Origin of the sequence: Rhizobium subbaraonis (assembly GCF_900220975.1) — a bacterium.
In the GTDB taxonomy this organism is placed as follows: Bacteria; Pseudomonadota; Alphaproteobacteria; order Rhizobiales; family Rhizobiaceae; genus Mycoplana; species Mycoplana subbaraonis.
In genome coordinates, this window is sequence record NZ_OBQD01000003.1 from 330914 (window position 1) to 351308 (window position 20395).

The 20395-nt window shown below is 64.4% G+C and carries 23 protein-coding genes; 11 read left to right on the plus strand and 12 right to left on the minus strand.

What is annotated here, in order from left to right; translation table 11 throughout:
* Positions 1 to 61: 61 nt before the first annotated feature.
* On the minus strand, positions 62 to 862 hold the full coding sequence (locus CRO48_RS05935) for an N-formylglutamate amidohydrolase (RefSeq protein ID WP_097137248.1): 801 nt from the start codon (positions 860 to 862) through the stop codon (positions 62 to 64).
* Positions 863 to 1143: 281 nt separating this feature from the next.
* On the opposite strand from CRO48_RS05935, the gene CRO48_RS05940 reads away from it, so the two are divergent.
* Together CRO48_RS05940 and pyk are read left to right on the plus strand one after the other, a co-directional pair.
* Positions 1144 to 1530 (plus strand): DUF1036 domain-containing protein, encoded by a 387-nt coding sequence (locus CRO48_RS05940; RefSeq protein ID WP_097137513.1) that lies wholly within the window; start codon positions 1144 to 1146, stop codon positions 1528 to 1530.
* Positions 1530 to 2969, plus strand: a complete 1440-nt coding sequence (gene pyk, locus CRO48_RS05945; RefSeq protein WP_097137250.1) for a pyruvate kinase — start codon at positions 1530 to 1532, stop codon at positions 2967 to 2969. Before CRO48_RS05940 ends, pyk begins: the two co-directional genes overlap by 1 nt.
* A 142-nt stretch (positions 2970 to 3111) precedes the next feature.
* Here the strand turns inward: pyk and CRO48_RS05950 are convergent, their stop codons facing one another.
* From CRO48_RS05950 to CRO48_RS05970, 5 genes are all read right to left on the minus strand, one after another.
* A complete protein-coding gene (locus CRO48_RS05950) occupies positions 3112 to 3723 on the minus strand; it encodes a tetratricopeptide repeat protein (protein ID WP_097137252.1) in 612 nt (203 codons plus the stop codon).
* Positions 3724 to 3790: 67 nt separating this feature from the next.
* Positions 3791 to 3916: a type B 50S ribosomal protein L36 gene (ykgO, locus tag CRO48_RS05955; RefSeq protein WP_065998194.1), complete on the minus strand. Its 126-nt coding sequence runs from the start codon at positions 3914 to 3916 to the stop codon at positions 3791 to 3793.
* A gap of 183 nt (positions 3917 to 4099) precedes the next feature.
* On the minus strand, positions 4100 to 5155 hold the full coding sequence (locus tag CRO48_RS05960) for a 5-(carboxyamino)imidazole ribonucleotide synthase (RefSeq protein ID WP_097137254.1): 1056 nt from the start codon (positions 5153 to 5155) through the stop codon (positions 4100 to 4102).
* Positions 5152 to 5619 (minus strand): 5-(carboxyamino)imidazole ribonucleotide mutase, encoded by a 468-nt coding sequence (gene purE, locus CRO48_RS05965; protein ID WP_097137256.1) that lies wholly within the window; start codon positions 5617 to 5619, stop codon positions 5152 to 5154. Before purE ends, CRO48_RS05960 begins: the two co-directional genes overlap by 4 nt.
* A gap of 50 nt (positions 5620 to 5669) precedes the next feature.
* The gene (locus CRO48_RS05970; RefSeq protein ID WP_097137258.1) at positions 5670 to 5873 is read right to left on the minus strand and encodes a YdcH family protein; all 204 of its coding nucleotides are present in this window, start codon (positions 5871 to 5873) and stop codon (positions 5670 to 5672) included.
* A 219-nt stretch (positions 5874 to 6092) separates the two neighbouring features.
* Here CRO48_RS05970 and CRO48_RS05975 point away from each other — a divergent pair, with 219 nt between their 5' ends.
* Positions 6093 to 6266 (plus strand): YdcH family protein, encoded by a 174-nt coding sequence (locus CRO48_RS05975; RefSeq protein WP_097137260.1) that lies wholly within the window; start codon positions 6093 to 6095, stop codon positions 6264 to 6266.
* A 168-nt stretch (positions 6267 to 6434) separates the two neighbouring features.
* Here CRO48_RS05975 and CRO48_RS05980 read toward each other — a convergent pair whose 3' ends face one another.
* Positions 6435 to 6695 carry an ArsR/SmtB family transcription factor gene (locus tag CRO48_RS05980; RefSeq protein WP_097137262.1) on the minus strand — a complete coding sequence of 87 codons (261 nt, stop codon included), beginning with the start codon at positions 6693 to 6695 and terminating at the stop codon, positions 6435 to 6437.
* 127 nt (positions 6696 to 6822) lie between these two features.
* Positions 6823 to 7593, minus strand: coding sequence for a sulfite exporter TauE/SafE family protein (locus CRO48_RS05985; RefSeq protein ID WP_097137263.1), 771 nt, complete (start codon positions 7591 to 7593; stop codon positions 6823 to 6825).
* A 103-nt stretch (positions 7594 to 7696) separates the two neighbouring features.
* On the opposite strand from CRO48_RS05985, the gene CRO48_RS05990 reads away from it, so the two are divergent.
* The 7 genes from CRO48_RS05990 to CRO48_RS06020 all read left to right on the plus strand — a co-directional run bounded on the left by CRO48_RS05990 (position 7697) and on the right by CRO48_RS06020 (position 15419).
* Positions 7697 to 8350: a thiamine phosphate synthase gene (locus CRO48_RS05990; RefSeq protein WP_097137265.1), complete on the plus strand. Its 654-nt coding sequence runs from the start codon at positions 7697 to 7699 to the stop codon at positions 8348 to 8350.
* Between the two features lie 10 nt (positions 8351 to 8360).
* Entirely contained in the window at positions 8361 to 9698 is a 1338-nt protein-coding gene (locus CRO48_RS05995) for a tetratricopeptide repeat protein (protein ID WP_245423438.1), read from the plus strand.
* A 155-nt stretch (positions 9699 to 9853) separates the two neighbouring features.
* The gene (efp, locus tag CRO48_RS06000) at positions 9854 to 10417 is read left to right on the plus strand and encodes an elongation factor P (RefSeq protein ID WP_097137267.1); all 564 of its coding nucleotides are present in this window, start codon (positions 9854 to 9856) and stop codon (positions 10415 to 10417) included.
* A 70-nt stretch (positions 10418 to 10487) separates the two neighbouring features.
* Complete coding sequence (locus tag CRO48_RS06005) at positions 10488 to 11288, plus strand: inositol monophosphatase family protein (RefSeq protein WP_097137269.1); 801 nt, start codon at positions 10488 to 10490, stop codon at positions 11286 to 11288.
* 171 nt (positions 11289 to 11459) lie between these two features.
* Complete coding sequence (locus tag CRO48_RS06010) at positions 11460 to 12530, plus strand: MotA/TolQ/ExbB proton channel family protein (protein ID WP_097137271.1); 1071 nt, start codon at positions 11460 to 11462, stop codon at positions 12528 to 12530.
* A gap of 3 nt (positions 12531 to 12533) precedes the next feature.
* Positions 12534 to 13565: a peptidoglycan -binding protein gene (locus CRO48_RS06015; RefSeq protein ID WP_097137273.1), complete on the plus strand. Its 1032-nt coding sequence runs from the start codon at positions 12534 to 12536 to the stop codon at positions 13563 to 13565.
* A 210-nt stretch (positions 13566 to 13775) separates the two neighbouring features.
* A complete protein-coding gene (locus CRO48_RS06020; RefSeq protein WP_097137274.1) occupies positions 13776 to 15419 on the plus strand; it encodes an FAD-binding dehydrogenase in 1644 nt (547 codons plus the stop codon).
* A 111-nt stretch (positions 15420 to 15530) separates the two neighbouring features.
* Here CRO48_RS06020 and CRO48_RS06025 read toward each other — a convergent pair whose 3' ends face one another.
* Positions 15531 to 17345 (minus strand): ABC transporter transmembrane domain-containing protein, encoded by a 1815-nt coding sequence (locus CRO48_RS06025; RefSeq protein WP_245423448.1) that lies wholly within the window; start codon positions 17343 to 17345, stop codon positions 15531 to 15533.
* A 203-nt stretch (positions 17346 to 17548) separates the two neighbouring features.
* On the opposite strand from CRO48_RS06025, the gene rpmE reads away from it, so the two are divergent.
* Positions 17549 to 17770, plus strand: a complete 222-nt coding sequence (gene rpmE / locus CRO48_RS06030; protein WP_097137278.1) for a 50S ribosomal protein L31 — start codon at positions 17549 to 17551, stop codon at positions 17768 to 17770.
* 158 nt (positions 17771 to 17928) lie between these two features.
* Here the strand turns inward: rpmE and rcdA are convergent, their stop codons facing one another.
* From rcdA to CRO48_RS06045, 3 genes are all read right to left on the minus strand, one after another.
* The gene (rcdA, locus tag CRO48_RS06035) at positions 17929 to 18447 is read right to left on the minus strand and encodes a protease adaptor protein RcdA (protein ID WP_097137280.1); all 519 of its coding nucleotides are present in this window, start codon (positions 18445 to 18447) and stop codon (positions 17929 to 17931) included.
* Positions 18448 to 18819: 372 nt separating this feature from the next.
* The gene (locus CRO48_RS06040; protein WP_097137282.1) at positions 18820 to 19008 is read right to left on the minus strand and encodes a DUF1192 domain-containing protein; all 189 of its coding nucleotides are present in this window, start codon (positions 19006 to 19008) and stop codon (positions 18820 to 18822) included.
* Positions 19005 to 20288, minus strand: coding sequence for an MFS transporter (locus CRO48_RS06045; protein WP_097137284.1), 1284 nt, complete (start codon positions 20286 to 20288; stop codon positions 19005 to 19007). Before CRO48_RS06045 ends, CRO48_RS06040 begins: the two co-directional genes overlap by 4 nt.
* Positions 20289 to 20395: the final 107 nt, after the last annotated feature.

Here is a 20395-nt window from a genome sequence, read left to right on the forward strand (position 1 = left end):
TCCGTCGAGGGCGGGGGCGGGGGCAGGGGACATCCCTGCGGCCCGATTGCCCTGCCGCCGCTCAGTAAGGCCCCGTGCGCGAGGCGAATGTCTGATAGGTGTGAAGGCCATCGATGGCGTTCAAGTCTTCAAGGATCGGGGCAAGCCTGCTCGCCCAATGCTCGATGCCGTCGGCGTTGCCGATCTCGTCCTGTCGCACCTCGATGAGTGCATGCGGTATGCCGGCCGTCATGCAGTGCCGGAACATCGTGTCGCCGCGCAGTGCCCCGTCATAGGGCTCGTTGCTGGCGGTTGTGACGCCAGGCAGCGCGCCGAGGGCCGAAAGCAGCGGAAGGACGGCGCGGTCGTCGCTGTCCCAGAGCACGGTGATGTGCCAGGGGCGCGGCACACCCTTCCAGTATGGCGTAAAGGAATGCAGCGAAATGACCAGAGGCGCCCGCCCACCTGTCCTGGCGACCCTGCCGATGGTTTCGGAGACGGCGTCGTGATAGGGGCGATGGTAGGTGACCAGCCGATGCTGCCACTCCTTAGCGGTGATCGGGTGGTTGCCGGGCACGATCGCCCCGTCGGAGATGCGCATGACCAGTGTCGGGTCGTCCTCGCCGCGGTTGGGGTCGATCAGCAGGCGGGAGAACCGGCTCATGACGGCGGGAACGCCAAGACGCGCCGCCAGCGCCCGCGTCAATCCCTCGATGCCGATGTCGTAGGCGATATGTCGTTCGAAGGCGCTCGCGGGCAGGCCCAGGCGGTCATATCGGGCGGGAACGCGGTTGGTGGCGTGATCGGCCAGCAGCACGAGCCCGATGCTCGCATCGCCGTCGATGATCTCGAAGGGGCTGTCGTCGGTGACGTCCGTTTGCATGCCAACTCTTGCTGCTCGATCTCCGCTAGATCGCACGACGCGGCGCCGACCGCAAGCCGCCATCATGTCTTCGCTTTCTCGGTGTATCCGCGCGGCAGTTCGTCCTGTAATCGATTAGAGTTGCGTTGACATTCGACGTCTGCCGTCGCAAGAAAGCGCGTGACCAAATCAACGGAGTTCCATTGGAAACCGTGTCAATTCCTTCACGCTCCCGCCCGTTCCGCTCGGCGTCCGGCCTTTCCTTTCTGGGATTGTGCGCCGCCGCGGCCTTTTTCACCCTGATGTCCCCAGGCTCGGCACGCGCCGATTTCCGTGTCTGCAACGGCACGCAGAACCTGGTCGGCGTTGCCATCGGTTACCGCGCCACCGAGGGGTGGATGACGGAAGGCTGGTGGCAGATCCCGGCGACCACTTGCGCCACGCTGATCGAAGGCGAGCTGCAGTCCCGCTACTACTACCTCTACGCGGAAGACGCAGCACGCGGCGGCCGGTGGACCGGCGACGTCAACATGTGCGTGGCGGAAAACGAGTTCAAGATCGAAGGTGTGCAGGACTGCTTCGCCCGCGGATTCCAGCGCATGGGTTTCAAGGAATATGACACCGGTCGTCAGGGCAGCTGGATGGTCCAGCTATCCGATACTCCCGGTACGCAGGAAAGCCAGAACTGATGAAGCGGAACAGAAGAGTAAAGATCCTTGCAACCCTCGGCCCGGCTTCCGCCGAGGAAGAGATGATCCAGAAGTTGCACGAAGCGGGGGCCGATCTCTTTCGTATCAACATGAGCCATGCCAGCCATGACGTGATGCGCACGCTGATCAGCCGGATCCGTTCGGTGGAGGCGCGCTGTGGCCGGCCGATCGGCATTCTCGCCGACCTGCAGGGGCCGAAGCTCCGCGTCGGAAAGTTCAAGGACGGCAAGGCCGACCTTTCCCCGGGCCAGACGTTCACCCTCGACAACAATGACGAGCCGGGCGACGCCTCGCGCGTGTTCCTGCCACACCCGGAAATCCTCGAAGCCGTCAAGCCCGGTCACCGCCTGCTGATCGACGACGGCAAGCTGCACCTGCTCGCCGAGAAGTGCGACGGCAAGAAAATCGTCTGCAAGGTCGTCGCCGGGACGAAGATTTCCGACCGCAAGGGCGTCAGCCTGCCTGATACGCTTCTGGGCGTCGGCGCGCTGACCGAGAAGGACCGTGCCGATCTCGACGCCGTGCTGGCCACCGGCAGCGTCGACTGGGTCGCCCTTTCCTTCATCCAGCGTCCGGAAGACCTGGCGGAAGTCCGCAAGGTCGCGCGCGGCCGCGTCGGCCTGATGTCGAAGATCGAGAAGCCTCAGGCGATCGAGCGAATCGACGAGATCATCGAGCTTTCCGACGCGCTGATGGTCGCCCGCGGCGATCTGGGCGTCGAGATGCCGCTCGAGACGGTGCCGGGCCTGCAGAAGCAGCTGATCCGCGCCTGCCGTCGCGCCGGCAAGCCGGTGGTCGTTGCGACGCAGATGCTGGAGTCGATGATCACCGCACCGGTTCCGACACGCGCCGAAGTGTCCGACGTCGCGACCGCCGTCTTCGAAGGCGCCGATGCGATCATGCTCTCGGCCGAATCAGCCTCCGGCGACTATCCGGTCGAGGCGGTTACCACCATGGGCAGGGTCGCAAGCCAGGTCGAGCGCGATCCAAACTATCCGGGCATCATCAATGCGCAGCGCACGCCGCCGGAAGCGACCGGCGCCGATGCGATCTCGCTGGCTGCGCGGCAGATCGCCGAAACGCTGAACCTGTCGGCGATCGTCTGCTACACCTCCTCCGGCACCACCGGCCTGCGCGCTGCGCGCGAGCGGCCGTCCGTGCCGGTCCTGGCGCTGTCGCCGATCATCGAGACCGCGCGCCGCCTGTCGGTCGTCTGGGGCCTGCACTGCGTCGTCACCGGTGACGCGGAAGATCTCGACGACATGGTCAACCGCGCCTGCCGTATCACCGTCAGCGAAGGCTTCGGCAAACCGGGTGACCGGGTCATCATTTCGGCCGGCGTGCCGCTTGGCACGCCCGGTGCGACCAACATGCTGCGCATCGCCTATATCGGGTCGGATGGCGCAAGCGGCATCTGAGCCGGCGCGTCAACGACGGTTCCAGCTTTCGCAAGGCGGGCTTCGGCCCGCCTTCTTGCGTTTCGGGTGGTGTCGTCGGGCGACGCTGCGCGAGCGGCCGCGATGAACGGAGATGACGCCGAGGCGCGGCCGTGCAGATGGATCAGGTGCGGCTGCCCGCGAGCTTGTCGGCGATATCGCCGAGCGCCTTCTGGGCGCGCCGCTCTGCCGGATAGATATCCAGGAAGCGCTGCCAGGCCTCCATGGCGAGTTCGTCACGCCCGTAGTTGCTGAGAATCGTCGCCATGCCGGCGATGGCGCCGAAGTGGCGCGGTTCAAGCGCGAGCACGCGATTGATGTCCGACATCGACTTCTTGAAATTGCCGAGCTTGAAGTTCAGTGTCGCCCGCTGGTTCCACCCCTCGACATACGCCGGGTCGAGCTGGATGACCTCGTCGAGATAGTCGAAGGCGACCATGTCCTTGTTGTCGGCCACGGCCTTGTCGGCCTGCAGCATGAGGAGATTGACGGTGGGGCTGCCCGAATCGCGCCATTGCAGGCGAATCGTCTCGGAGATCGCCTTTGCCTTGTCGGCATTGCCTTCATGCTTCAGCTGACTGAAAAGCGTGTTCAGGCGCTCGGAGGGGCTGGTATCCTGGGCCGGATTTCCGGCTGCATTTTCCGTCACGGCCGGGGGATTGGCGCCTTGCGCAAAGGCGGGGCCGGGCAGGGCGGCAATGGCAATGAGGGCAGCATAAACAAGATTCGAGCGCATGCGGATATGCTACTCCGCATGCGCTCGAATGCAAACCGTTAACTTTCGCAGTACGAAAGCGATGCGCTCAGCCCTGGCGGGCTTTGAAGCGCGGGTTCTGCTTGTTGATGATGTAGACGCGGCCCTTACGGCGAACCAGACGGTTTTCGCGGTGGCGGGTCTTGAGAGACTTGAGCGAATTCTTGATCTTCATGTTTCTGATCCGCGATGCTGGGGAGGAACTATCCACCCTAAAATCTTGTCAATTAAAAACGCGCCGTTTCGGGCGCGCTCTCAGGTTGGCGTTCGTGTATCCGTTCATCCGGTTGCTGTCAACCGTTTGGAGGAGTTTTGCGGTGCGCGAAGCGTGATTTCCACCTCATCGCGCATCCACCGGTCAGCGCAATTCCGTGATGTGGCCCATCTTGCGGCCCGGCCGTGCGTCGGTCTTGCCATAGAGATGGACGAGCACGTCGGGCGTGTTGAGCCATGCGGGCACGTCGGCGATATCGTCGCCGATCAGGTTCTGCATCAGGCAGTCGGAATGGCGGCGGGGATCGCCCAGCGTCAGGCCGGCGACGGCGCGGATGTGCTGCTCGAACTGCGAGATAATGCAGGCCGCCTCGGTCCAGTGACCGGAATTGTGAACGCGCGGCGCCATCTCGTTGGCGAGCAACTGGCCATCGGCGAGGGCGAAGAACTCGACGCCGATGACGCCGACATAGCCCAGCCTGTCGAGAATGGCGCGTGCCGCACGCCGCGCCTGGTCGGCCGTCGCCTCGCTGATCGCCGCGGGAACGGTCGAGGTGTGGAGAATGCCGTTGCGGTGGACGTTTTCGGCTGGGTCGTAGCAGGCGATCGTGCCATCGGCCGCCCGGGCCGCGATGATGGAGATCTCACGCTCAAACGCGATCAGCCCTTCGAGGATCTGCGGCACCGCGCCCAATGCCTCGAAGGCGCCGGCGCGGTTTTCGGCGGGGGAGCGGAACACGCGCTGGCCCTTGCCGTCATAGCCGAGGCGCCGCGTCTTCAGCACGCCTATTCCGCCGAACGCCTCCAGGGCGGCATCGAGATCGGCCTGGCTGTCGATGGCTTCGAAGGGCGCCGTAGCAATGCCGCATTCGTTGATGAAGCGCTTCTCGACGAGGCGGTCCTGGGAGACTTCAAGCGCCCTGGGCGGCGGGAACACGGCAACAGACTGCGCAAGCTGTGCAGCGGCGGCAACGGGGACGTTTTCGAACTCGTAGGTGACGACGTCGCAGCGTTTCGCCAGTTCGGCCAGCGCTTCGGGATCGTCATAGGCAGCGACGATCTGGGCGTTGGCGACCTGGGCGGCCGGGCAGTCGGCCTGCGGCTCGAGAATGACGGTGCGGATGCCCAGGCGTGCGGCCGCCATTGCGAGCATCCGGCCGAGCTGGCCGCCGCCGACGATGCCGATCGTGGAAACGCTCATAGCGGGCCGTCCACCGGATAGTCGGCGACCGATGCGCTCTGGTTCTCGCGCCATTCGTCGAGCCGCAGTGCCAGTTCCGGATCGGACAATGCAAGCACGGCGGCGGCGAGCAGCGCGGCGTTCACCGCACCGGCCTTGCCGATCGCCAGCGTGCCGACGGGAATGCCGGCGGGCATCTGGACGATGGAAAGCAGGCTGTCCTGCCCCGAAAGCGCCTTCGACTGCACCGGCACGCCGAAGACCGGCAGCGAGGTGAGGGCTGCGATCATGCCCGGCAGGTGTGCTGCGCCGCCTGCGCCGGCGATGATGATCTCGAAGCCTTCGGAGCGTGCGGTCTTGGCAAATTCGTAGAGCCTGTCGGGCGTGCGATGGGCGGAAACGATGCGCGCCTCATAGTCGACCTCGAGCGCGTCAAGGGTGTCGGCAGCGTTCTTCATCGTCTCCCAGTCGGACTGACTGCCCATGACGATGGCGACGGGTGGCGTCTGAGGTGTGTTCAACTTCGCTTTCCGTTTCAGGCGATGATGTCGGGAATGATCTGGTCTTCGATCTTGGAGATCTTGTCCTTGATCACGAGCTTCTTCTTCTTCATCCGTTGCACCCGCAGGGCATCGCAGCCGACCTGGATCATGGCATTGATGGCGGCATCATAGTCTTCGTGTTCCTGCCGAAGCCTGGCGATCGCCAAACGCAATTCCGCCTGTTCCTGGTCTGCCATTCTCTTCAATTCCCCGTCCCTTGCCGATGGCGGTCCGTGCCTGCCATTCGTGTTCAGCAAGGCTGCTCCTATCATAAAAGGCCAGCGCTCGGGAAGTTATCCTCGGCCACGATTTCGCCTTCGACAAATGAAAAATAGCGTGGCAGACTTTGAATGTTGCAACCTTGGCCGCCGCACGCGGCAGCGTTCGGGGGTCAACAAAAGGGAAGGAACTGTCGCATGTCGATTGAGGCTCATCTTGCCACGCTTGAAAAGAAGCACTTCGCTCTCGAGGAAGAGCTTCACGAAGCAATGACCCGCCCATCCTACGAGGACGAGAACATTGCGGAGATCAAGCGGCGGAAGCTGCGCATCAAGGATGAGATCGAGAGGATTCGATCGTCCGTGAATTGATCGGACAGGTATTTCCACGAGGAATTGACTTTGGGAGATTGCTCCCCGCCACGAAGCAAAAGTGGTGATGCAAGTCTAAGTGCTTGAAATAGCATATTTTGTCCCGGCTGCTCGATCGGCCGGGCTTTTTTTGGGGCGTTGCCGGTCAGCCGGGAATTCTGCGCCGGATCAGTTCCAGAACTGGTCGAGCCAGAAGTTCAGCCTGTTGAAGCCGGCGGAATTGATCGCATAGATGCGGTGCGTACCCTTGGCCGTGACGCTCACCAGATTGCAATCCAGAAGCGCCTTGAGGTGCTGGGATACCGCCGGCCGGCTGATGGGAAGGCCCTGCGACAGCTCGTTGACCGTCTTCGGCGCGCGCCGGAGTTCCTCCAGCAGAAACCGGCGGTTCGGGTCGGCAATTGCGGCAAAGGGATCCGGCGTCACCATGCGAAAAAGCTATGGCATCGCAGCAAAATCGGCAAGTGTTTTGTGCGCTGCCGCAGGCTCCCGTTGAGCCATGTCCGACAGCTGGGGGGGCGGGAAAACGCATGACGATCCGACGGATCTTGTGCTGCTAGAGAAAGGCGGCGATGCCGTCGTGGAGGAGCTTGAGTCCGGCGACGAATGCCATGCCGTACATGAAGGGATAGAAAACGTCGGGCTTCATGCGCTTCACGAGGAAGCCGCCAAGCGCGGTCATCGCCATGGCAAGCGGCATGAGGGAGGCCGATACCGTCAGGTTCCTGGTATCGAGCTGGCCGAGGGCGAAGTACGGCACGAGCTTGACCGCGTTCAGCGTGGCGAAGTAGCGCACGGCGGCGCCAGTATAGTCGCGCGGCGACAGCTTCAACGGCAGCGCATATACCTGGTAGGGCGCGCCACCGGCGTGCGCGACGAAGCTGCCATAGCCGGAGAGCGTGCCAAAGAACGCGGCCGGCCCGACCCGCTGCGGTTTGGCCGGAATGACATGGCCGCGACGGATGCGCCACTGGTTGTAGAAGAAGCGAAGTGCGAAGAACACGGTGATGGCGCCGATGATCAGGCGGAGCGCATCGCGCGGGACATAGGCGGAGGTGGCCCAGCCCAGGGCGACGCCGAAGAGCCCGCCCGGAAGGAGATAGAGCAGCGTTCTGCGGTCGTTGTGATGGCGCCAGATCCACAGCGATACGATGTCGCTGACGACGAGGATCGGCAGCAGGATGGCCGCCGCTTGCACGGGCGGGACCACCATGGCAAGGATGGGTACGCCCATCAGCGCCAGGGCCTCGCCCATTCCACCCTTCGTCAGTCCGACCAGCATGACGGCGGGGATCGCGGCGAGGTAGATGCTGGGGTCGATGGGCATGGAGGGCGATTGATCCTTTTATGCAACCCGTCTATCGGCTTTGTTTGAATTTTGCGAGGGGCAGTCTGCCGATCGCGACGGAACGGGAAGAAATGGAATTGCGATGACTGGAACCGACAACCGCTGCCGCCTCGTGCTGATCGTGCCCGAGGGAGAGGACATCGACGTCCGCAAGGCCATGGTGGAAGATGCGCTGCGCGGCGGCGACGTCGCGTCCGTGATCCTGCCGCAGTACGGCCTGGAGGATGGCCAGTTCCAGAAGCATGCCGAGGCTATCGTGCCTGTCATCCAGCAGGCGGGTGCCGCAGCCCTGATTGCAGGCGATACGCGCGTCGCCGGTCGTGCCAGGGCCGACGGCATTCACATCGCCGGCGGACTGGAGGCCTTGGGCGAAGCGATCGAGAAATTCTCGCCGAAGCTGATCGTCGGCGCAGGCGGCGCCAAGGAACGGCATGCGGCACTCGAGATCGGAGACCTTGCCCCCGACTATATCTTCTTCGGCAAGTTCGACGGCGACATCAAGCCGGAGGCGCATCCGAAGAACCTTGCGCTCGCCGAATGGTGGGCTTCGATGATCGAGGTGCCTTGCATCGTCATGGGTGGGGCGGATCCGCAGTCCGCACTCGCCGTTGCCGAAACCGGCGCGGAATTCGTGGCGCTTTGCCGTGCGGTTTTCGACGAACCGGCCAATGCCGCGCAGGTGGTCGCATCCGTCAACGCGTTGCTTGACGAAAAAGCGCCACGGTTCGAAGATTAAAGGCGTGCGCATGACTAGGGCTTTCGATCACAGGTCGCTGCGACTGACCACGGCTTTGCTTTGCGCGCTCGGCGCAGCGATGCCGCTTGCGCGCGCGCAGGAGACGCAGAAGCCCGCTGCCGTCCAGCCGAATGCCACCGCCCCTGAAGCGCCCGTCCCCGAAGCGGCCATCCCTGAAACAGAGGGCTCTAGCCAGGGTGGCGCGGGCGGAGCAGGGGCCCTGCCCGGTGTCGCCGGACAGCCCAATCCGTCTTCCGCAGAAGGCAGCCAGGCGCAGCAACCCGGCGAAGCCGAGGACCACAATGCCGGGCTCGACGGGCCGGCTGAGGCCGAGCGCACGTCACGACTGCTCGATCCTGCCGACGCCGGGGATTCGCTCGGCAAGATCGCGCCTTCCGGTGCAGCCGCTGCAGGCGGCCAGCAGAAGGAGTTGCTGACGCCGTCGTCCGGCCTCGGCGTGCTCGACCGGATGGGTGCGCCGCTTCCCGATCTGCCGGCTGAAAAGGCCTTCACCGGAAAGGTGGACGATGCCTATGGCGCGTTCCAGCGCGGCTTCTACCTGACGGCGATGGAGCTGGCGCTTCCCCGCGCGCAAAGCGGGGACGCGGCCGCCCAGACGCTTGTCGCCGAACTCTTCGAGCAGGGGCTCGGCGTCAAGCGCGACCGCAAGCAGGCCGCCTTCTGGTACAAGCAGTCGGCCGAGGGCGGGGATCCCGCCGGCATGTTCAAGTACGCCCTGCTTTTGATGGATGGCCGCCAGGTTGAACGCGACCGCAAGAAGGCCGACGAGTACATGAAGAGGGCGGCCGACGCCGGAAATTCTTCCGCCCAGTTCAACTACGGCCAGATGCTCGTCGCCGACACGCCCGGCGAAAACGGGCTGCGCGCGGCCCTGCCCTATTACGAGAAATCGGCAGAGCAGGGGATCGCGGATGCGCAATACGCGCTTTCGCAGCTTTACAGCAACTTGCAGGGTCTGCCGCCAGAGAAGACAGCCCGGGCGCGCGAATGGCTGCTGCGGGCCGCCCGCGCCGGCTACGACACCGCCCAGCTCGACCTCGGCATCTGGCTCGTCAACGGGGTCGCCGGCGACAGGGACTACGAGGCGGGCTTCCGGTGGCTGAAACGTGCGGCCGATGGTGGCAACGTCGTCGCCCAGAACCGCCTCGCCTATCTCTATATCAATGCGCTGGGAACCCGGCCCGATCCGGTCGAGGCGGCCAAGTGGTTCGTGCTCTCGCGCCGCGCCGGCCTCAACGATGCCGGGCTGGAGGATTTCTATCTCGGCCTGACCGACGAGCAGCAGAAGGCCGCGATCTCGGCGGCCAACAAGTTCCGCGTGCGCTGACGGCGGCGCCTTGCGGTGGAGCCCTGCGTCCGGCGAATGGCTGCGTTCCTGCGGCGGACACTTGAACTTTGAAGGGAATTGTGGTCTTGAGGCCGCAAACTTGGTTCCCGGCCGCCCCGGCCGCGCGGAACCGCCAAAACCTCTACGGAATTCTCATGAAAATCAGCGGCAGCGAAATCAAGCCGGGCAACCTTATCGAGCACAATGGCGGCCTGTGGGCGGCGGTGAAGTGCAACACGGTCAAGCCGGGCAAGGGTGGGGCGTTCAACCAGGTCGAACTGAAGAACCTGATGGACGGCACCAAGCTCAACGAGCGTTTCCGCTCTTCGGAGACGGTCGAGCGCGTCGAACTGGAGAAGAAGGATTTCCAGTTCCTGTTCGAACAGGGTGATGGGCTGGTGTTCATGGATGTCGACTCCTACGACCAGCTCGAACTGCAGAAGGAATTCGTTGGCGATCGCGCCGCCTTCCTGCAGGATGGCATGATGGTGACGGTCCAGCTCTATGACGAAAAGCCGATCGGCGTTTCGCTGCCCGATCAGGTGGTGCTTGCCGTCGCGGAAGCCGACCCGGTGATCAAGGGGCAGACGGCGGCCTCTTCCTACAAGCCGGCGATCCTGGAGAATGGCGTGCGCGTGCTTGTTCCGCCCTTCATCGAGGCGGGTGAGCGCATTCTCGTCGATACCAACGAAATCACCTATCTTCGCCGCGCCGACTGACACGCAAAATTCCGCCGGCCGTGGCATCGACCGCGTTTGCCCGCCGACAAACTGACAAGGACAAGCCCCGATGGCTCGCTCAGCTCTACTCAACGTGATGGTCCAGGCCGCCTTCAAGGCCGGAAAATCGCTCTCGCGCGATTTCGGCGAAGTGCAAAACCTGCAGGTTTCCCTCAAGGGGCCGGGCGACTACGTCTCGCAGGCCGACCGCAAGGCGGAGAAGCTGATCCGCGAGGAATTGATGAAGGCGCGGCCGACCTACGGCTTCCTTGGCGAGGAGGGCGAGGAGATCAAGGGGACCGACGGCGCCCATCGCTGGATTGTCGATCCGTTGGACGGCACGACCAACTTCCTGCACGGCATTCCCTGTTTTGCCTCCTCGATCGCGCTGGAGCGCAACGGCGAGATCGTGGCGGCCGTGGTTCTCAATCCGGCGACGGACGAACTCTACACGGCCGAGAAGGGCGGTGGGGCCTTCCTCAACGATCGCCGTCTGCGCGTCGCCGCCCGCAAGGAACTGTCCGACAGCGTCATCGCCTGCGGCGTGCCGCATCTCGGCCGCGGCAACCACGGCAAGTTTCTGATCGAGCTTCGCCACGTGATGGGCGAAGTCGCTGGCATCCGCCGGATGGGTGCGGCCTCGCTCGATCTTGCCTATGTCGCGGCGGGCCGTTTTGACGGCATGTGGGAGCGCGGCCTTGCCGAATGGGACATCGCGGCGGGCATCCTGCTCATCCGCGAGGCCGGCGGTTTTGTCAGCGATCTGGAAGGCGGCAACGCGATGCTGCAGACCGGTACGCTGGTCGCCGGCAACGAATACATCCACAAGGCGCTCTCCGAAGTCGTTCATCGGCCGGTGCCGACCCGCTAAGGGACGCGATCCCTCCCGCAGCCTCCACTGCGGGATCTCCCTGCATTTCCACGCCGCGCGGCATCGTTCTTCTGGCGCAAGTCAATGGACGCACATCGAAATTCGGCCCTTCAATTCGGCGCAATCTTCCTCTAGGCTCCACGCGAAGTGAGAGCAGGAGAAGCGAGTCCCATGGCAAAGCTGGCGCTGTCGGGTTGGGAGGGGCCGGCCGAGACCGGGGAAGACTATCCCCACAAGCTGTCGAGCCCCATGCCGTTTTTCTGGACGATGGTCATCTTCCTGATCATCGTCGGTTTCGTCGGCGCGATCCTGTTTCGTCAGGCGCATGCGGCCTTCGTCAGCAATCCGGGCCTCAACGGGCTGATTCTCGGCGTTCTGCTCATCGGCATCCTGCTGGTGTTCAGCCATGTGCTGTCCCTGCGGCCGGAAGTGCGCTGGTTCAATTCCTTCCGCGCGGCGGGCAACGCCGAAAAGGTCGGGCGCGATCCGGTTCTGCTTGCGCCGATGCGGGCCCTGATCGGACGGCATCATTCCATCGCGCTGTCGGCCTCGGCCCTGCGTTCCATCCTCGATTCGATTGCGACGCGGCTGGACGAATCGCGCGACACCTCGCGCTACCTGATCGGCCTCCTCGTCTTTCTCGGCCTGCTCGGCACCTTCTGGGGCCTGCTCGGCACGATCGGTTCTATCAACACGGTCATCCAGTCGCTCGACGCAGGCGCGGGCACGGCGAACGACGTGCTGAGCGCCTTGAAGGAAGGGCTGTCGGCGCCGCTATCGGGCATGGGGACCGCGTTCTCCACCTCGCTCTTCGGTCTTTCCGGCTCGCTGATCCTCGGCTTCCTCGACCTGCAGGCCGGCCGGGCGCAGAACCGCTTCTACATGGAGCTTGAAAACTGGTTGTCGTCGGTGACCGACGTTTCCTCCGAACTTTCTCCTGCCGCAATCTCCACCGGCGGCGAGCAGGCGGACATCAAGGCGCTCGCAGAGCAGATCCTGAAGCTTTCGCACGAAGGCGGCCACAGCCGCTCGACGGCGGCAATGGCAAGCCTTGCCGAAGGCATCCAGGGGCTGGTGAAGAACATGCGCAACGAGCAGCAGATGCTGCGTGACTGGATCGAGGCACAGCAGGACGAGGCGAAGGCGCTGCGCCGCACGCTCGACCGGCTTGCGGCGCGCGCCAGCGAGCTCAACGGCGAACGCGCCGCCGAGCGCCTGCGGGATCAGGCGGGGAGCGAGTAAGCCATGGCGCTTGCCCGCAACCGCCGCTCAAGCAGAACCGTCGACTACTGGCCCGGCTTCGTCGATGCGCTGTCGACGCTGCTCTTGGCGATCATGTTCCTGTTGTGTGTCTTCGTGCTCGCGCAGTTCTTTCTCAGCCGCGAAATCAGCGGCAAGGACGAGGTGCTCGACCGGCTGACCAGCCAGGTGAACGAACTGACGCAACTGCTGGCGCTGGAAAAGAGCGGCAAGCAGGACTTGGAGGATTCGCTGGCCAACCTGCAGGCCTCGCTTGCCGAATCCGAAGGCGAACGCTCGCGGCTGCAGCAGATGCTGAACCAGGGCGCAGGCGCCTCGGACGCCGCCGATGCCCGCATTTCCACGCTCAACGAAACGCTCGATGCAGAAAAGCAGGTCAGCGCGCGTGCGATGAGCCAGATCGAACTCCTGAACCAGCAGATCGCCGCCCTGCGCAGCCAGATCGCCGCCGTCGAGGGTGCGTTGCAGGCCTCGGAGGCGAAGGACGCCTCCTCGCAGGCGAAGATCGCCGATCTTGGCCGCCGGCTCAACGTGGCGCTGGCCCAGCGGGTGCAGGAACTGAACCGCTATCGCTCGGACTTCTTTGGGCGCCTGCGCGAAATCCTGTCCGATCGCGAGAACATCCGTATCGTCGGCGACCGCTTCGTCTTCCAGTCCGAAGTGCTGTTTCCCTCCGGCGGCAGCGAACTGAACCCCGAGGGGCAGGCCGAGATGCGCAAGCTCGCCGCAGCGCTTCTCGATCTCGCCAAGGAAATCCCGCCGGAAATCAACTGGGTGCTGCGTGTCGACGGGCACACCGACAACGTGCCGCTGTCGGGAACGGGGCGCTATGCGGACAACTGGGAACTCTCCTCGGCCCGTGCGACATCGGTCGTGAAGTTCCTGATCGCCAACGGCGTTCCGGCAGACCGCCTGGTCGCGGCAGGCTTCGGCGAATTCCAGCCGCTGGCACCGGGCGAAGACGATCAGGCGCGGGCGACCAACCGGCGCATCGAGCTGAAGCTTACCGAGAAGTAGGCACCGTTTCCCGCGGGAGAGAAGCCGCGGCAATAGCCAGCAGGACCGCCACATGTCCGCCGTTTGGGTCCGGCGCGATTTCAGCAACGACGGATACAAACGCTGACGACCGGGCGCTCCTTGTCGCGGTGGCGTTCCCACCATTTCCGCATTGCCCTTACTCTGACGTGCGCGTAACTTCCGCGCGGGGATATGCTTGGGAGGGCATGGATGGATTGCGATGTGCTGGTGATCGGCGCGGGGCTGGCGGGCCTCGTGGCGGCGAGCGAGGCGGTGGATCGTGGCCTGCGGGTCACCGTGCTGGACCAGGAGGGGGAGCAGAACCTGGGCGGCCAGGCCTTCTGGTCGCTGGGCGGCCTCTTTTTCATCGACAGTCCCGAACAGCGGCGCATGCGCATCCGCGACAGCCGCGCGCTCGCGCGGCAGGACTGGTTCGGTTCGGCGCAGTTCGACCGGCCGGAGGATCACTGGCCGCGCCTGTGGGCGGACGCCTATCTCGATTTCGCCGGAGGCGAGAAGCGGGCCTGGCTGCATGCGCAGGGCATGCGCTGGTTTCCGATCGTCGGCTGGGCCGAGCGCGGCGGCGGGCTCGCCACAGGCCATGGCAATTCCGTGCCGCGCTTTCACGTCACCTGGGGAACCGGGCCGGGCGTGCTAGCGCCTTTTCTTCGGCGGGTGCGGGAGGCTGAGGCGAAGGGGCGGCTGTCATTCCGCTTCCGCCATCGTGTCGACCGCCTCCTTGTCGACAAGGGCGCCGTCGTCGGCGCGGAGGGTGCGGTTCTGGCTGCGGATCCCGTGGCTCGGGGCGCGCGGAGTTCACGCGACGCCGTCGGGGCCTTCGCGGTGTCGGCGGATGCGGTCGTCGTCGCGTCGGGCGGTATCGGCGGCAATCATGAGTTGGTGCGACGCAACTGGCCGGTCGATCGGCTCGGGCCGGCGCCTGCCCGCATGGTCAGCGGCGTACCGCACCACGTCGACGGGCGAATGCTGGCGATCGCGCAGGAAGCAGGCGGCAGCGTCATCAACGGCGACCGAATGTGGCACTATACGGAGGGCTTGCGGAACTGGGATCCGATCTGGCCCAACCACGGCATCCGCATCCTGCCGGGGCCGTCGTCGCTCTGGTTCGATGCTGACGGAAACCGTTTTTCCGCCCCCGCCATACCCGGCTTCGATACGCTGGGAACGCTGAAGGCGATTACCGCGTCGGGGCATGACTACAGCTGGTTCATCCTCACCAAAGCGATCATCAAGAAAGAGTTCGCCCTTTCCGGATCGGAGCAGAACCCGGACCTGACCGGCAAGGATATTCGCCTGCTTCTCAAGCGGCTCGGCCGAAATCCGCCGGGGCCGGTGCAGGCCTTCATGGACAAGGGCGAGGATTTCGTCGTCCGCGATCGGTTGGAGGACCTCGTCGCCGCGATGAATGCGCTGACGGGCGAGGGCAGGCTGGATGCGGCGCATGTCCGCGCGCAGGTCGAGGCGCGGGACCGGGAAATCGACAACGCGTTTTCCAAGGATGCGCAGACGGTCGCGATCCGGGGTGCGCGCAGATATCTCGGCGATCTGCTGATGCGCACGGCGCGGCCGCACAGAATGCTGGACCCCACGGCGGGACCGCTGATTGCGGTGCGGCTCAACCTTCTCACGCGCAAGACGCTGGGCGGGCTGCAGACCGACCTTGGCGGCCGCGTGCTCGAACTTTCTGGCAAGCCGGTGCCGGGGCTCTACGCGGCCGGCGAGGTTTCCGGCTTCGGCGGAGGAGGGGTGCACGGCTACAATGCGCTGGAAGGAACGTTCCTCGGCGGCTGTCTCTTTTCCGGGCGGATCGCCGGCCGGAACGTCTGCGCGTGAAGGCGCTGCGCTCGTGGCGCGGGCCTGCGGCCGATGTGGTTTACTGCGCTGCCTCTGCCGCAAGGCGGCCAGGCTGCGGCCTGACATTGCCGCAGCCGCGCGAACCTTCAGTTATTGCGCCGCGGTCGTCTGCTCTTCCGCGCCCGCCTCGCCCTGACCATCGTTGAACTGCAGGCGGGCCAGCTTGGCATAGAGGCCGCCGCTGCGGACCAGCGACTGATGCGTGCCTTCCTCGACGATGCGGCCGTGCTCCAAAACGAGGATACGGTCCGCCTTGAGGACGGTCGCCAGCCGGTGAGCGATGACAATCGTGGTGCGCTGCCCCATCAGGCCGTCCAGCGCCTTCTGCACGAGTTTCTCGCTTTGCGCATCCAGCGCTGAGGTCGCTTCGTCGAGCAGAAGCAGCGGTGCGTCCTTGAGGATGGCGCGGGCGATGGCAAGCCGCTGGCGCTGGCCGCCGGAAAGGGTCACGCCGCGCTCGCCGACGGCGGTGTCGAAGCCATTGTCGAGCCGGTTGATGAACTCCTCGGCCTGGGCGGCGCGGGCGGCGGCAACGATCTGTTCGCGCGAGACGCCGGGCATGCCGAAAGCGATGTTGTCGGCGATCGACGCGGCGAAGATCGTCACGTCTTGCGGCACGACCGCGATGCGGGCGCGGACCTCATGCGGATCGGCGGTGCGCAAGTCGATGCCGTCCAGCTTCACGCTGCCGCTGACCGGATCGTAGAAGCGCAGAAGCAGCGACAGGATGGTGCTCTTGCCGGCTCCGGAGGGGCCGACGACCGCGATCGTCTCGCCCGGACGGATCGCGAAGGACAGCCCGTTGAGGCTGCGGTAGCCGGGGCGGGAGGGATAGGCGAAGTGGACGTCGGAAAACTCCACCGCGCCGCGGGCGGGTACGGGCAGAGCGACGGGAGACGGCGGTGCGGTGATCGAGGGCTTTTCGTCCAGAAGCTCCGTCAACCTTTCGGCCGCACCCGAGGCCTGAGACAGTTCACCCCATACCTCGGACAGGGAGCCCAGGCTGCCGGCGGCGAAGACCGAGTAGAGCAGGAACTGGCCGAGCGTGCCGGCCGAGAGGTTGCCCGAGAGCACGTCCTGCGCCCCGAACCAGAGCACGCCGACGACGCTGCCGAATATCATCGCGATCGCAAAGGCGGTGAGCAGCGAACGGGCGAGGATGGCGGAGCGAGCCGCGCCGAAGGCCGCCTCGACCGCTGCGCCGAAGCGTTCGCGCGCCGCCGGCTCCGCATTGAAGGCCTGCACCGTGCGGGCCGCCGAAATCACCTCGCCTGCATAGGCGGAAGCATTCGCAAGCGTATCCTGCGCCTGGCGGGAGCGACGGCGAACCGACCGGCCGAAGGCGACGAGCGGGAAGACGATGAGAGGAATGGCAGAAAGCACCAGGCTCGAAAGCTTCGGGCTCGTGTAGATCATCATCGCGATCGCGCCGAGACAGAGGATCAGGTTGCGCAGGGCGACCGAAGCGGTGGCACCCACGGCCGACTTGATCTGGGTCGTGTCGGCCGTCAGGCGCGAGACGATCTCGCCGGACTGGCTGCGATCGAAGAAATCGGGTGCCAGTTCCGTGACGCGTGCGAACACCGCGCGGCGCAGGTCGGAGACGACGCGCTCGCCGAGCGTGATGACGAAGAAGTAGCGAAAGGCGCTGGCAAGCGCGAGCAGGATCGCCAGCGCAAACAGCATCATGAAATAGGTATTGATGAAGCCCGCGTCGGATTCGGAGAAACCGTGGTCGATCATGCGGCGCACGGCCAGTGGCAAAGCAAGCGTCGTCACTGCCGCGGTCACCAGGGCTGCAAGGGCGCCGGCGACGAGGCCGCGGTAGCGGCCGAGATAGGGTGCCAAAGCTGCGAGCGGGCGGAGAGACTTGCGTTCGCTCCTGCGTTCGGCGCCTGCTTGCATTTCGTTGCTCACGTTTACCTCTTCAGCGGGCCGCTGCATCGCGATTGCTTTTTGGGCTCTTGTTATCCGGCCGGCCTTCATGTATAGGCTCGCCATCGAATTGGGAAGCCGCTGGCCTGGTCGGTCGCGGCTTCATTTACGTCTTTGACCCGGCTGCCGCAACTGCTTGCGACAAAAGGTCCCCGGAACGCAGGAAGATTGTCATGAAGGCTGATATCCATCCCGACTACCACACCATCAAGGTCGTCATGACCGACGGTACCGAGTACGAAACCCGTTCGACCTGGGGTACCGAAGGCGCCGTGATGAACCTCGAAATCGACCCCAAGTCCCATCCGGCCTGGACGGGCGGCAACCAGCAGCTCATGGACCGCGGCGGCCGCGTTTCCAAGTTCAAGAAGCGCTTCGAAGGCCTCGGCCTCTAAGCCTCCTGCCAGACGCGATTGCGAAGCCCGGGTTTACCCGGGCTTTTTTGTTGCCCGGATTTCCTCGGATGCCCTCGTCGATACGGTGACGGCGACCGAGAGACACAAAAAACCCGGCCTGGGGCCGGGTCCGACGTCGATCACGGGCTGTGTGCGGATCAGTTGTTGCCGAAGGCGGTGTGCAGCAGGCTCAACTGCGCCTGGACGCTGTTCTGGTTATCGTTGACGAAGCTCTGCGTCTCCTGCGGGCGATAGACCTCGCGGTCGAGCAGGGCAACGCGGTTCTGCAGCCGCAGCGAGCGCTCGATCAGATCGAGGAAGGCTTCCGGCAGTTCGTTCCAGCCGGGAGCGGCACGGTCGACGTTGAACCCGTCGAGGCGAACCTTGCTCTTTTCGGAAATCACCTGGTCGCGCGTCATTTCGCCGTTGTTGACGGCGCGCTGCAGCAGCAGCCACGAGGCCATCTGCATCAGACGCGTGGTCAGCCGCATGGATTCGGCGGCGTAGAGAACCGATGCCATGCGGGGCAGCACCTTTGCTGCCTGCCGGCCCGGACCATCGAGATAGGTTGCGGTCTCTTCCACGAGGCCCATGCCTTCAGCGTAGAGATTCTTGAACTGCGGCGAGGTGGCGGCGTGGCCAGCTAAGCTGACGGTGTTCAATCCTCTTTCAGACATGGCCCCATTCCTGTTTAACGCATCACAATTCAGGTAACCCGCGGACCGAACGTCTGTTCCGCCGGTCGTTTCATGCGGGCAGAATGATGCCTTAGCTGATTTCGCGCAAGCGTGATCTTAACAAAGGGTTAATCTCCACAATTCTTTACAAATTTGGACAAGATGTGGAAAGCACAAAAAAAAAGAGCCGCGGGAAAGCGGCTCTCAAGGTAAAACAGGGAGAAAATCAGACCCATTCCCCAAGCGGCGAAAATGTCTGAGTCCGGACTGGTCCGGGCATGCGATTAATAGCCGATGATGCTTAACGGACGGTTAACTCAAATATAGTTCGGTCGCGAAACCGCACATGTCCGCCTGTAGCAAACCGGCATTCTAGCGAAACAGTTGCTCGGCAGCCGAGCGGCTTTTGCCCTTACGGGTGACTTCTTCTTCCAGCCGCGAGATTTCTTCCTTCAGAAGCGCAATCCGGCTTGCAAGCTCGTCCGCCGAAAGCATCGAGAGGTCGCAACCGATCTCGTGTGTCACCTTGCGTACCGGCCGGTCGTCGTCCGACATACTCATCGTTCATCCTCCGTCATGGTCTGGGAGGGCACGTCGGCGGTTCCCTGCTGGCTGGCACGCGGCGACATGCGCAGGCTCTCCGGCGTCGTCATCGTGCCGGGATTGAGAGTGGTATAGCTCTCGCGGGCGCTGGCGGGAAGGGCTGCGCGGCGCCGGCTGCGGAAGATCGAATAGGCGGTGATCAGCAGATGCGCCCCGAAGGTGACCAGGAACAGGGCGTAAGGGCCGACCGACGTCATCACCGGGCCGCCCAGCGTGGGGCCAATGATGGTTCCGATCCCGTAGAGAAGCAGCAGGCCACCGGACACCTTCACGAAATCTTCCGCGTTGGCGAAGTCGTTGGCATGGGAAACGGCGATCGGATAGAGGGCGTTTGCCGCCGCGCCGTAGACGGCGATGACGATCAGGAGGGCTATGACGGAACTCGGTTGCAGGAGGAACATCGCCAGGCCGGCAAGGGCCGCCACGCCTGCAAGCGCGGCGAGCACGTAGCGGCGGTCGACGCGGTCTGAGACGCGACCCGCCGGCAGCTGCATGACGGCACCGGCGAAAATCGTCACGCTCATCATCATCGCGATCGTGCTGGACGCGAGCCCGGCCTCGGCGCCGAAGACGGCACCCAGCGTGCCGAATGCGCCGTTGGCGATGCCGATGAGGACGATGCCGACGCAGGCGACCGGCGAGGTGCGAAACAGGGTGGGGATATCGAGGCTGACCTGCTTCAGCGGCTGCGGGGAGGCAGCGGTCGACAGCGTCGTCGGCAGCATGGCGAGGCAGTAGAGGATGCCGGCGACCATGAACAGGATCGGCGTTCCGGTGTCGCCGAGCGTGACCATCATCTGTCCGCCGACGACGCCGAACAGGGTGATGGCGATGTAGAGCGAGAAGATGACGCCGCGGCTCTCGTTCGTCGCCCGCTCGTTCAGCCAGCTTTCGATGATCATTGAAGTGCCGGCAATGGAGAAGCCGGTGACGGCGCGCAGCGCCACCCACCAGAACGGATCCACCAGGATGCCGGTCAGAAGCGCGATGATGGCGATCAGGGAGGCGAAGCCGGAGAAGGCGCGCACGTGGCCGATGCGCTTGACCACCTTCGGTGCCAGCAGGCAGCCCAGCACGAAGCCGCTGGCCCAGGATGTGCCGATCAGGCCCAGCAGCGTGGTCGGATAGCCCTCATGGGCGCCGCGAACCGGCAGGAGCAGGCCATGCAGGCCGTTGCCGAGGAAAAGAAAAAGGGTGCCGAGGAGAAGTGCGAAGACGGAAACAAGGTTTTTTCGCATCGGGTATCCTGCCACTCTGCAACCAAACTGAACTATGCCGACAAGAGCATGATTTCCATAGCTGCAATACAGCCGATGGATGAATCATGCCTTACGCGAAACCCTCG